Below are 13,065 nucleotides of genomic sequence, written 5' to 3'. Positions count from 1 at the left end.
AAAACATTACATTATAGGTATTGACGTTCCATAACAGATGAATCGCAGCAATCATGGCCCATATGAATTCCAATTCTCATCACGCTGGAGTCCAGATCAAACATTCGGCCCAGCGTTCTATTCGTTTGGTGGGGCAGTTTGTTGCACTGCTCGCCATGACAAGTTGTGCCACAGCAACTTCTGTGCAACCCAGCGCAACTCCTGATCAAGCTGCCGATTCATCCACTGCTGCAGAACCCTCCCCCACAACTGTAGCTCCTGAGAATGCCGTTTCCAGCGCGATCGCCGCTGCAGATGTTGAAGTGAATCAGGTCACGCTAGCCGAAGGATTGGAGCATCCCTGGGGGATTGTGTGGTTACCAGACGGCAACATGCTGGTTACAGAGCGGCCCGGTCGGCTGCGTATCATTCGCAATGGAGTCCTTGATCCAAACCCAATTCCTGGCGTACCAGAAGTTTTGGCAGTAGGGCAGGGCGGACTGCTCGATATTTCGCTTCATCCACAATTTGAGCAAAATGGCTGGGTTTACTTTACCTATGCGGCCGGTTCTCGCAGTGCAAATCACACTCGCGTCGCCCGCGCCCGGTTTGACGGCAGTGCCCTGTCCGATTGGACAATGCTGTTTGAAGTGAATCGCCTCAAACAAGATGGGCAGCACTTTGGATCGCGCATGACCTGGCTCCCCGATAACACCTTGCTCATTTCCATTGGCGATGGCGGCAATCCACCGGTTCAGCTAGAAGGCGAGCTCATTCGCAACCAAGCTCAAGATTTGACCAGTCGCCTAGGCAAAATTGTACGAATTAATGATGACGGTTCCATTCCAGCCGACAATCCATTTGCCGATTCAACCGAGGCAGATCCAGCAATTTGGAGCTATGGCCATCGCAATATTCAGGGATTGACCATTGATCCAGAAACCAATCAGGTTTGGTCAACCGAGCATGGTTCTCGGGGAGGAGACGAGCTCAACCTCATTCAGGGAGGTGAAAACTATGGCTGGCCTGTCGTCACTTTTAGCCGGGAGTACTCGGGTGGCCAAATTTCGGCTGAGCAGTCGCGTCCGGGGATGGTTGATCCGCTGGTGGTGTGGACACCCTCGAAAGCACCGTCAGGGTTGACAGTTTACCGGGGCGATCGCATTCCCCAATGGCAGGGACACCTATTTTCGGGTGGGCTTGTCACGCGAGATGTGCGCCGTATTGAGCTAGATGCCTCAGGCAACGAAATTGCTCAGGATTCGATCGATATTGGCCGCCGAGTGCGCGATGTACGCGAGGGGCCAGATGGGTACTTGTATGTGCTCACAGATGAACCCAACGGACGGTTGATTCGCCTTGAGCCTGTCGATAGCACCCAAAGTTAATCCCATGCTGCACCATTCCTCATTGGTGTAGATCTGGTACTCACCCCTGAGTTGTTGGTTAGATGGTTACTCACACCGTGGGAAATACAAACATTCTGTGGAATGGATCTGTTTGCCTGGATTCGTTCGACTATAGATGAATGTCAGCACGGGACATAGGGGCGATCGCTCTCCTTAGTTCCTGCTGCATTCCGATTCCGTATGCAAAACCTGCTGCAGCGCAATCAACAACTCCTCGGTAGTAAATGGTTTGAGTAACGAACCGCTAATTTCTGTCAATGGTTCAAGCGATAAATGAGGTGCTTCTAATCCGCTCGTGCTAATAATTTTGATATGGGGATTGATGTCCTTTAACCGTTGAATTGTTGTGGTGCCACCCATCAGCGGCATCATCATATCTACAATCACCAATTGAATCTTATCTTGATGTCGAGTAAAAATCTGAATTGCTTCTATCCCATTGGATGCAGTTAGGACTTGGCAGCCATATTTTTCTAATGAGGCTTGCGTCACCTCTCGCATCAATGGCTCATCATCCACAATCAGCACTACGGCATCACAGTTCGATACCAAAATCGATCGTGCAGGACTGGCAATTGCCGGGTCCTGAATTGCTGGTAAGTAAACCTGAAAGGTCGTTCCACAATCAACCTGGCTAGAAACCGTAACAAACCCGCCGTGACTTTTCACAATCGTCATAACGGTTGAAAGCCCCAGGCCCGTCCCCTTCCCTGTGGTTTTGGTGGTGAAGAAGGGATCAAAAATGCGATCGAGAATATCTTTGGGAATACCCATCCCCGTATCCGACACGGTAATTCGCACATAGGGACCAACCTTGGCATCTAACTGGAATTGGGTAAAGTCTTCAGTAAGCTCAAGATTGCACGCATCAAGACACAGCGTGCCCCCACAGGGCATGGCATCACGAGCATTCAAACATAGGTTCATTAATATTTGGTGCAGTTGAGTGGCATCGCCACACACCGCCCACAAATCGTAGGGAACATTCGTAGACAGCGTGAGCGTTTTAGGAAATGTTTCTTCTACGATTTGCTGGATTTCCCAGACCAAATGCTTCAGCTCTAAGGGCGATCGCTCTCCTTCTACCCCACGCGCAAAAGACAACACCTGCCTTACCAAGCCTGCTCCTCGGCGAGCGCTTTGTTCTACAACATTTAGCCATTGGCAGTTTTTAGAGCCATCTTGCTCACACAGCTGTTGCTCCAACAGCGGTACCGCCATCAAAATAGGAGCTAATAAATTATTGAGATCATGGGCAATTCCCCCTGCTAAAGTGCCAATGCTCTCCATCCGCTGAGTCCGCAAAACTTGGTGCTCTAGCGATTTCTTTTGGGTAATGTCGGTGTTCACCATTAGGATTGCTTTGGGCTGCTCCGCAAGGTCATAAACTAAGGCCCAGCGACTTTCAACCACAATTTCCTGCCCATCTTTCGTCCACTGGCGCAGTTCTCCTTGCCACTGCCCATGGCGCAGCGTGGTCTCGCGAATTTGGGTGATTGTGCTAGCAGGCTCTCGATACAAAAATTCTTCCACCGGACGGTGACACACCTCTTCGGCCAGCCAGCCATACAAACGCTCGGCCCCCCTATTCCAATAGCGAATATAGTGATCAAGGTCTTGAACCCAGATGGCATCTGTCGCAACATCCAGCAGAGCAGCCTGATCCCGAATTTTATATTCGGCTTGAATGCGTTCGGCCAACTCACACTGCACCTGCTGGTACAGCTCTGATTGGTGGATGGCGATCGCCACCTGAGTTGCCAACTGCATCAGCAATTCAGCCTCCCAGGGTTGCCATTGTCGTACATCGCTGCACTGATGCACCACCAACAATCCCCATAGCTCTTCCTTATACAAAATGGGAACCACCAGCTTGGCCTTCACTTGCATCCCCCGCAGCATTTCGACCAAGCAGGGAGACATATCATCCTGTTCCACATTCATCACGGCTCGTACTCGACCGCGTCGATACAATTCGTGGCACTCCGTCGGAAAAATTTCCTTCGGCAGAACCTGATCTTGAATTCTTGGATATCCAGCCGCTACCGCCTCATGGGTCACCATTCCCTCCCCTTGGGAATCGATCCGATAGGTGAGAACCCGATCGGCCTTCAATAGCCGCTGCACTTCAGCAACCGTTGTATTGAGAATTTCAGTTAAATCCAGAGATTGTCGAATTCGATTGGCAATATCCGCCACTAAATGTTCTCGTTCGGTTTGCTGCCGCAGCGCACACTCCGCCTGCTTTTGCTCAGTCACATCAATTCCAACTCCCCAGAATCTCCACCCTGGAATAGGAAATTGATCGGCAACATTCGACCAAGCAATCGTACGAACACTGCCATCTTTACACGTTAAACTCCATTCCCAGTTGCGGTAGGAATTGCCCCGACGCTCCCAGCTAGAGAGTTGTTGTTGCAAATAGACAGGGTTGGGATACAGGCGCTGCAAAGCATCCGGCTTTCCTATCATTTCTTCAGCCGAGTAACCCGTAATGCGTTCGCACTCATCGTTCCAAACTGTGATGTTGCCATCAATATCAAAGGCATTCAGCATCACAGGCATATGTTTCACCAGCCTGTAGAGTTGCTCTTCGCTTTGGCGCAAGGCTGCAAAACTTTGGCGTAGTTCCATTTGGCTAATTACTTGGCGGCTCAGCCGTTGTAGAGCCGCAACCTGCTCGGAACACGGCGAATGAGGGAGTTGATCAATGACGCAAATCGAGCCAATTCGGTATCCTTCGGGAGTAATGAGGGGTGCTCCGGCATAAAATCGAATCTTCAACGGACCTGTCACTAGCGGGTTTTCGGCAAAGCGAGGATCGATTTGGGGATCGGTGACAACAAGCGGTTCATTGCTTTGAATGGTGTAGTTGCAAAAAGCAATATCGCGAGGGGTCTCGGTCAATTCGGTTCCAATGCGCGCTTTGAACCATTGGCGATCGCCATCAATAAGGCTAATCAACGCAATGGGAACGTGGCAAATTTGGGCCGCCAGTTGAACCAAATCGTCGTATGCGGGTTCTGCATCTGTATCCAAAATATCGTAGCGATGTAGGGCCTGTAGTCGCGCTGCTTCATTCCCAAACATCGAAGAGTCCATACGCATACTCACATTCATAAGCTTTACGAAACCCACGCCCATTTGTTGCGCTTAGCAGAGCCCCTATTTCAAATTTTCCCCTACCTATGGGATTTCTTTGCATTGCTTATTAAATATAGAATCTGCACGACCGCCGTAAATTCACCCCATCCCCGCGCTGATCAATCATGAATGAGGACCACTTGTGCAACCAAACTTGTCGATTTCGTCACATGGTCACGATTAGCAGCACTACCGTGCAATTTATTTGCTTCAAAACGAAAATAAATCGCCGGATGAGTCCGAGAAACTACTGAACAAACGGATCGATTCAATGAAGAAAGGTAAGCAGAACTACCCAAGCATCTCAAGATTTTGTGATATGCTCCATCTCTAAATTACAGGCAACCTGATGGAGAAATTTACGACACCCACAGAACCCCTCTTAGATCGGATTGCTAAATTCGCTTGATGCAGAATTGCGGCTAACGCTACTCCCAAGTAGAGGATGTGAGCTGAATATTCAGCCAAGTTGCGAGTGAGGCAAGAACAAGTATCGAACATTGAATTCGGTTAAATTTCGCAGTTAAGTTTTGTAGCCTCAGCGATTCCAAAACACCCTGACCCCTGATGCTTTTGGCTACACACTGCTCATTTACAATGCTTTAAACTCCAACTGTTTCTAACACAAGATCCTGCGGTCCTGCTTCCGTAAAAAGACCGCCATCTCGATACATATTGCTCTCATTGACTCAATTCTCTTTTAAGTTTTGAATCAATTGCCGAGTTAACTCAATGGAACCTAGACGAACCATTGTTTAACCCATTGCACAACCATTGAAATAAATCGAGGAACTCTCGTATACGCACATGTTATTCGCATTGATTTTGATGGTGTGAATCCAATCATCGTTTTTCCCTTCTAAAGGCATTTTCTTGCTATGGCAAAACCCGCAATTCTTGCAATTGATGATGATCCAGAAGTTCTACAGGCAGTGTCGCGAGATCTCCGACAGCAATATGGCGATCGCTTTCGGGTCGTTCGAGCGAACTCGGGCCTTGCAGCACTCGACACGATCCGACAACTCCAGCTTAAACATGAGGCGATCGCCCTCTTTTTGGTCGATCAACGCATGCCCAACATGGGCGGAGTCGAGTTTTTGGAGCAGGCTCGAACCATGGTTCCAGATGCAAAGCGTGTGCTGCTCACGGCCTATGCCGATACCGATGCCGCCATCCAATCCATCAACAGCGCTCGCCTCGATTACTACTTGCTCAAGCCATGGGACCCGCCCGAAGAGCGGCTATATCCCGTTTTGGATGACTTGCTGGATGACTGGTTTGCTAAATTTCGGCCTCCCTTTCAGGGCATCCGGGTAGTTGGCGATCGCTGGTCTCCAATGTCCCACCAGGTTAAGGATTTTTTGGCGCGCAACCAGGTTCCGTATCAATGGCTAGATATGGAGCAAGCGCCGGAAGCCGCAACGCTCGTCGGCTATGCAGAAAGTTCGACTAAGCCTCAGTTACCGCTGGTTTTGCTACCCGATGGCACCCAGTTGGTTCAACCATCCAACTTGGCGATCGCCGAAAAAATTGGCCTGAAAACGCAAGCCGAGCGCCCGTTCTACGATTTGGCCATTGTAGGTGGTGGCCCAGCCGGATTAGCGGCCGCTGTGTATGGAGCCTCCGAAGGGCTAAGCACCGTACTGATAGAACGCGAAGCCCCAGGTGGGCAAGCGGGGTCCAGTTCTCGCATTGAGAACTATTTGGGATTTCCTGTGGGGCTTAGCGGTAGCGACTTGGCTCGTCGTGCTGTCACTCAGGCTCGCCGATTTGGGGTGGAAATTTTGACCCCGCAGGAAGTCACCCATGTGCACCTGCAAGATCCCTATCGAGTGTTGCACATGGCCGACGGCAGCGACATTAGCTGCCATGCGCTACTGGTGGCCACGGGAGTTTCCTACCGCTGGTTAAATGTGCCCGGTGCCCAAGCGCTAACGGGTGCAGGCGTATATTATGGAGCAGCCATGACCGAGGCGATCGCGTGCAGTGGCGAAGATGTGTATCTGGTTGGCGGGGCCAACTCGGCAGGGCAGGCGGCCATGCACTTTGCTAAATATGCACGCAAAGTCATCATGCTGGTACGTGGAGAATCGCTCTCGGCTAGTATGTCGCAATATTTGATTGACCAAATTGCGGCGACCGATAATATTCAAGTGTGCACGGGATGCAGCGTCGTAGAAGTGAAAGGAGACGAGCATCTTGAAGCGATCGCCATTGCTCATAAATCCACCAACCACATTGAGGTTGTGCCAGCCCGCTCTCTGTTCATTTTCATTGGGGCTAGTCCCAAAACTGATTGGCTAGATGGCATCGTGGAACGCGATGATCCGGGCTTCATTCTCACCGGCACAGATTTAATGCGCGATGGCAAACCGCCCAGGGGGTGGAGCCTAGACCGTCCTCCGTTTTTGCTGGAATCTAGCGTACCCGGCATTTTTGCAGCCGGAGATGTGCGTCATGGCTCTGTCAAGCGGGTAGCCTCGGGGGTGGGCGAAGGCGCGATCGCCGTTCAGTTCATCCATCGCTACCTGAGCAATGTGTAGCCGTGCCTCTAGGGGATCTCAAGTAAACTTGTCTTCCTAAACCAAGGAATTACTCACAGGAATTACTCATGCTGTGCATTGAGGATTTGAATCATCTTGAACCATTTCAACAATTGCCCAAAATGCGGCTGGAATGGATCTGCGATCGCGCCGAGGTTATTGAAAAACCTGCAGGTCACATCCTCGTCCACGAGGGAGACATGGCCTGTGGGCTGTTTTTGCTCATTCAAGGACAGGTCAGTATCACCCGGCGCAGCGACGGCATTGATATTCCGATCGGCCAGCACGAGGCTCCATCTTTTTTTGGTGAAATTCCTATCCTCACCGACGAGCCCATGCCCGTCACCATGAAGGCCACGACCAACTGCAAACTTTATAAACTGCAAGGCGACGACTTTCTGAAACTCCTGCACGAATGTCGCGACTTTGAGCGCATGATGTTTCGGGTTGTGCAGCAGCGTACTCGCGGGCTGGAATCATTCATTCGCGGACGGGAAAAAATGGCGGCTTTGGGAACGCTGGCTGCTGGCCTTGCTCACGAGTTAAATAACCCCGCTGCAGCTTTGGTGCGTGCCCTGCGGGAAATGCCCGAAGCCGTTGCAGAACTCCAACGCATGAATCTCGTTTATGGGCAACAACAGGTAGATGAAGCCCATACACAGCAATGGTTACAAACTCGCGATCGCGGTTATGACGCAATTCTCAATGAACGGTTAGATCCGATCCAGGTGAGCGATCGCGAAGATGAATTGCTGAATTGGTTAGAGGATTATGGCGTTGAACAACCCTGGAAACTGGCAACCCCTCTAGCAGAAGCCAATATCGCAACCGATACATTAGACGAACTGATGGATCGATGGCGCAACGATGTAAGCGAACTCCGCAACATGGGCTTACACTGGCTAGCGTTATCGTTTGAAGTCATGTCAATGATTAAACATGGAATGCGCGGAGCAGAACGCATTTCAGAACTCGTGAAAGCCATGAAATCCTACTCCTATTTAGACCAAGGAGTACAACAAGAAGTTGATATTCACCAAGGTTTAGAAGATACGCTACGGCTCTTTTCTCATAAGCTAAAGTATGGTGTTGAGGTACAAAAACAGTACGACACACATCTGCCTAAAGTGATGGCCTACGGCAGCGAATTAAACCAAGTATGGACAAACTTAATTGATAATGCGGTCGATGCTATGGAGGGCAAAGGAACCCTCAAAATTACCACACAACATTGCACCGATCACATTCTGGTTTGCATTACCGACTCTGGCAGCGGCATTCCGCCAAACATTCAAAGCCGAGTGTTTGAGCCCTTTTTCACCACTAAATCTGTTGGCAACGGCTCAGGGCTTGGATTGGAAACCACCCGGCGCATTGTCGAAAACCGCCACCATGGCACCATTACCTTCGATTCCAAACCTGGCAGAACGCAGTTCACCGTATGCCTACCAGTCGAGCCCAGATAGCATTTGGGTTCAGGAAACTTATATTGGCGAACAATTGGCAAAGCAGAGGAAGCACTCAACCTATCCACCCAAGGTAGGCTCAGGTCAATGGGTCAAAAACAAAACGGCGTTGTAGAACCCATGCAAGACAAAGGTTATGCAGCACCGTTTTGCTTTAATACCGTGCAATCGCACGTCAGCCTTATTTCATCACTTGATCTAGCAAATCTCTGGCGGGTTGAGCCTTACTCAGAGCCGTTTGGTGGTCGCTGTGGGCCCGCACCAACCGCATCAAGCCTGCAATTCCGGTTTTCAACTGTTCCAGATCATCCCCAGCAACCAATTCTCCATCCAGCATGCGCACCAGCAACGGCTTGATATCACCCACATCCTGACGAGCCTTTTGCAGCTTTTCGACCGTGCTGAGCAAAGACTTGAGTGACCCCAAAATATCGTCTAAATCGTCGGTGCTTACCGCAGTCGAACCTGCAGCTTTAGCCGTTTCTACCGTGTCGTCATCGGCCACATCGACCGATGTTGACTGGCTAGAAGATTCTGTTTTCGCTCCATTCGTTTTCGTCACCATCTTTCTTCTCCAAAGATCAATCTAGCCGTAGTAGAGGCCGGAAACATTTTTTTTGATTGATCGAACACACTTACCTGCACCTACGGTGTGCCCAACATTCTGCAAGCCCTACTAGTGTATCGCGTCGCTTTGGTTGTGCCCGAAAGTTTTCATACCCCAGTGCGCTCCTTCTCCATCCAACCTTCGTCCGTTAACTCTACGCCAGCCATGCTAGAACAGAATGGGCGACCCAACCGATAGAATTCAGTCATAAAGTTCAAGAGTTTACCTCCTTGGACATGAATGCAAACCCCATCAGTTCATTCATTAAATAATTGACAAATTTTGGGTAGTGGTATCTAGGCAATGGTTCAAACGCCTCTTCAGTCTCTCATCTCTCGCATTCATCAGCAGTTGCTTCCCCATGTGCAGCTAGAAAGCTTTGACGTACACAATCCAGTGGTCGTGTCTGTGGTTCCTGCACCCTGGGAGTTGCTAGGCACGGGCAATTACGCAGCCGTATTTTGCCATCCCGATTTTCCCGAAGAGGTGGTCAAAATTTATGCACCCGGTCGGCCTGGATGGCATGAAGAAGTTGAGGTCTATCGTCGATTGGGCGAGCATCCTGCTTTTTCGTCGTGTTTGTATGCAGAGCCAAGTTTTTTAGTCCTCAAACGATTGTATGGTGTGACTCTGTACGATTGTGTTCAGCAGGGGCTTTATATTCCTAAGCATGTGATTCAGGATATTGATGCAGCGCTGGCGATCGCCAAACAACGGGGGCTCCATCCCCACGATGTGCACGGACGCAATGTGATGATGTGGCAGGGACGCGGTTTTGTTGTCGATATTTCTGACTTTCTCAACCCAGAACCGTGCCAAGCTTGGGATGATTTAAAGCGTGCTTATTACTGGCTGTATCGGCCAGTTTTTTCCTGGCTGCGGCTGCGGGTACCTCGGCAAAGTTTAGACGCTGTGCGATGGATATATCGCCGTTATCGCAACTATATCCGCCGCACCCGTTAATACTCAATAGGCTTCCTGCACGCATGTTTCTTGAAAGTATGAATCGTTGTGTTGTTCCGCCTCACAGCAATTCATGCAGCAGATCCAATCATTTGAGAACCTATCTGAAGAGGTTTCGGGTAAGCGGGTGGTTGAAATGTATCCAATGTCCTGCATCGCCCCCAACCCCTAACTCTGGGAGACTTCCAACCCAGTTTTTATTCACAGTCTCCTAATTTTGGGAGGAGGGAGGGGCAGTTTGGGTCACACTTGGCACTTTTAATGGGATCAGAGTTGATGATTGCTGGTTGGAGCTAGGTTTGAGCGATCGCGCACCCCATGCGAAACTGGACTGAAAGAAAACTGGTGAGTTAGAAAGTCAAAGCCTATGCAGCAGCCATCATAAAGTGCTAACCAGGCTGGGCTTTCTTGCTCGATGTCGTTTCATGGGCAGTAGGCAAACAAGCAATGATCTATTCGCATCAATTTAATGGATTGACCGTCACAACGGGCGACATTATTTGCACAGTTGATGGCACACCCAATGGCCTATACGGCAAGTTTTGGCAGCATGTAGGGGGTCTCATTCCAGGAGCAATTGATCATTGTGCATTGTATGTGGGGCCAGCAGGAAGATGTGTTGAAGCAAACCCAATGGGCGTGGTGGTGTATGATATGCCGGGCGATCGCTGGGATGCCAGCTTAGTCACCGAACATCGTTTGTTTGTCGATACGCTCTACGGCATTGCCTACCCACTTGCCAACCGAGGGCTATCGCTCACCCAAGAGCGACGCATTCGAGTAGGGGTTGCCCAATACTGCCTTCTGCAAGCCTCTATTGGCAAACCCTATAATTTCAACTTTCCAAATTCCAGCACAGAAAATGCATTCTATTGCAGCCAACTGATCTACAGTGCCTATCTCAAGTACGGCATCAACTTAAATACCAACAGGATTGATTTGCCCAGCTTAGACATTTTAGAAGCAATCGTTTTTCCAGAAGAAATTTGGAATGAATGTCCCCATAGCCGTCCGGCAGAATCGTACATAACGGATCGTGAATAGATCTCCCGCACAAATGTTCTTTTAAGCATGAATCGCTGTGAGGCGGAGCCATACAACAACTCATGCAGAAAGCCTAATCACGAACATGTCATATCGGTTAATTGATTCCACTGCGAGTCGGTTCGCTTCACCATACACAGCCATATGATCGGTGGGGCAAATCACGATACATTCTGCGATGTTGGGCAGATAGGAAATCGACACAGAGACTGGATGCACGCAAATGCGATCGCACTCATCAATCAGCATGTTTTTGCTTTTATATTTCGTCAACACTTACCCGCCAGAGTGACATGCAAATTCAAAGCGCAATGTATCTTTTTTAACAGCCACAGATAAAATCACATCGCTCATAAAATAACTCCTGAAAACAAAAAATAACGGCATCATCATCAAAATTGTTTTTGAAACTTCAAGCTCGGACAAAGTTTGGCTGGAACTACTGATTTTTCTCAACACTAAAAATCAGTGTATCCAACCTAGGTTCACAGCATTTTTCATGCATAAAACTGCGCGGTCGTTTTTTATCAGCAGCATCTACGCAACAACACTGATATATCAAATGATGATTAAGTGCAAATACAGATAACTTTATAATTTTCAACAAGCTCCTGATTGTAGAAATTCATTATTTCTACAGAACTTATTCTTAAAAAACTGTGTGATATTACTGCCATCACCCCAAGTTTACTTGTTGTGACTTGAGGACTTTGATGTGGATATTGTGCAAATCAGTAACTACCCGTGCTATTGGCTCAATGTTCGCGCGATATTCAGTCATTTTTTGAATGGCAATTCAGGCAACCATGCTCCCCCGCATCGTCCCTTGATCCTTTGCCATAAACGGTATTGACAATTGATCGGCCAAGTTTCTTGTGAAGATATTCATGCAGCCAGTATGGATGAGTTTACTTCAAGAACTTGGGTCACGCTGCTCATACAACTAAGGCAGTAGCATTGCATTCGCGATCGCCCAAAGTGAATGCAGCAACATATAGACTTCTCTCATTGCAGAGTTTTTTGATCCCCAAATGTCTCGCACTAGGCACATAAGCTGTATCTCTACAGCTTGTAAACGTCTGTGTAAGCAATTTTCACGGAATCATTCTCAATCTTATCTTCCAGCCATGTTGTAGAAGTCTGCTGTTGCTCGTTGCCGCCCAGTAGTTCCCATCCATAGCAGTATGCTCGGCAATATTCAACCTAAGTGAGGTAAAGGCATTGAACGATAAATTCGCTTCGCTTAACGAGTTTGATTCCATTCCGGTCGGTAAACATTGCATCCTTGAGCTATATGGATGCCCTGCCCATCTATTAAACAATGTTCGATTTATTGAAAAGTCATTGAGGGAAGCAGCAAAGCATGCTCAATCAACCTTTCTAAAGAGAGTTTCTTATCGTTTCAATCCCCACGGCGTAACGGCTTTAGTGCTTCTAGCAGAGTCTCATATTTCTGTACATACATGGCCTGAAAGTGGCTTTATTGCGGCTGATGTATTCACCTGTGGAGAGCATACTCAACCAGAGCGGGCCTGCAATTACTTAATCGCCGTTTTCGAAGCTCAAAAACATTCACTCATTACCATGCCTAGAGGTCGAGCCTCACTTCAGGCTTCGGCAGATGCTAATTTACTGGTCAACACCTAAACCGCATCGCTGTAGTTAGGGCAATACACCTTGAATGCCTTAACGACTGGTTCACGGTAGTTCACAGCGGCATCGTGATGGTGTGCCGGTGTAGATTAAGTTTTCGCATTTACATGCGATCGCACTGAAATCACAAAACCAATGCAAAAGTGAACTCTAGGATTGATTAAAATATTAAGAAATCAGCAACCCCATGTCACACATTTCATATATGGAGGCATGAACTGAACATAGATTCCCAACAGGCCATACAACGCATGGTG

Annotated in this window: 9 protein-coding genes; 7 read left to right on the top strand and 2 right to left on the bottom strand. The window is 48.8% G+C overall.

The window, feature by feature from the left end; all coding sequences use genetic code 11:
- The first annotated feature begins 62 nt into the window (after positions 1-62).
- A complete protein-coding gene (locus ACQ4M4_RS19975; protein ID WP_430686217.1) occupies positions 63-1,367 on the top strand; it encodes a PQQ-dependent sugar dehydrogenase in 1,305 nt (434 codons plus the stop codon).
- 174 nt (positions 1,368-1,541) lie between these two features.
- Here ACQ4M4_RS19975 and ACQ4M4_RS19970 read toward each other — a convergent pair whose 3' ends face one another.
- A complete protein-coding gene (locus ACQ4M4_RS19970; RefSeq protein ID WP_430686216.1) occupies positions 1,542-4,490 on the bottom strand; it encodes a GAF domain-containing protein in 2,949 nt (982 codons plus the stop codon).
- A gap of 920 nt (positions 4,491-5,410) precedes the next feature.
- On the opposite strand from ACQ4M4_RS19970, the gene ACQ4M4_RS19965 reads away from it, so the two are divergent.
- Both ACQ4M4_RS19965 and ACQ4M4_RS19960 read left to right on the top strand, forming a co-directional pair.
- Complete coding sequence (locus tag ACQ4M4_RS19965; RefSeq protein WP_430686215.1) at positions 5,411-7,075, top strand: FAD-dependent oxidoreductase; 1,665 nt, start codon at positions 5,411-5,413, stop codon at positions 7,073-7,075.
- A 68-nt stretch (positions 7,076-7,143) separates the two neighbouring features.
- Positions 7,144-8,541 carry an ATP-binding protein gene (locus ACQ4M4_RS19960; protein WP_430686214.1) on the top strand — a complete coding sequence of 466 codons (1,398 nt, stop codon included), beginning with the start codon at positions 7,144-7,146 and terminating at the stop codon, positions 8,539-8,541.
- Between the two features lie 181 nt (positions 8,542-8,722).
- Here the strand turns inward: ACQ4M4_RS19960 and ACQ4M4_RS19955 are convergent, their stop codons facing one another.
- On the bottom strand, positions 8,723-9,106 hold the full coding sequence (locus ACQ4M4_RS19955) for a hypothetical protein (protein ID WP_430686213.1): 384 nt from the start codon (positions 9,104-9,106) through the stop codon (positions 8,723-8,725).
- 87 nt (positions 9,107-9,193) lie between these two features.
- Here ACQ4M4_RS19955 and ACQ4M4_RS19950 point away from each other — a divergent pair, with 87 nt between their 5' ends.
- From ACQ4M4_RS19950 to speD, 4 genes are all read left to right on the top strand, one after another.
- Positions 9,194-9,346, top strand: a complete 153-nt coding sequence (locus ACQ4M4_RS19950; RefSeq protein ID WP_430686212.1) for a hypothetical protein — start codon at positions 9,194-9,196, stop codon at positions 9,344-9,346.
- Between the two features lie 105 nt (positions 9,347-9,451).
- On the top strand, positions 9,452-10,111 hold the full coding sequence (locus tag ACQ4M4_RS19945; protein WP_430686211.1) for a serine/threonine protein kinase: 660 nt from the start codon (positions 9,452-9,454) through the stop codon (positions 10,109-10,111).
- 447 nt (positions 10,112-10,558) lie between these two features.
- Positions 10,559-11,155, top strand: coding sequence for a YiiX/YebB-like N1pC/P60 family cysteine hydrolase (locus ACQ4M4_RS19940; RefSeq protein ID WP_430686210.1), 597 nt, complete (start codon positions 10,559-10,561; stop codon positions 11,153-11,155).
- A 1,221-nt stretch (positions 11,156-12,376) separates the two neighbouring features.
- Entirely contained in the window at positions 12,377-12,802 is a 426-nt protein-coding gene (gene speD, locus ACQ4M4_RS19935; protein WP_430686209.1) for an adenosylmethionine decarboxylase, read from the top strand.
- The last annotated feature ends 263 nt before the right edge of the window (positions 12,803-13,065 follow it).

This window comes from Leptolyngbya sp. AN02str, from assembly GCF_050565595.1.
Classification (GTDB): domain Bacteria; phylum Cyanobacteriota; class Cyanobacteriia; order Elainellales; family Elainellaceae; genus Kaiparowitsia.
The sequence above is the reverse complement of the archived record's forward strand: the minus strand, read 5'-3'. Positions and strand labels throughout refer to the sequence as shown.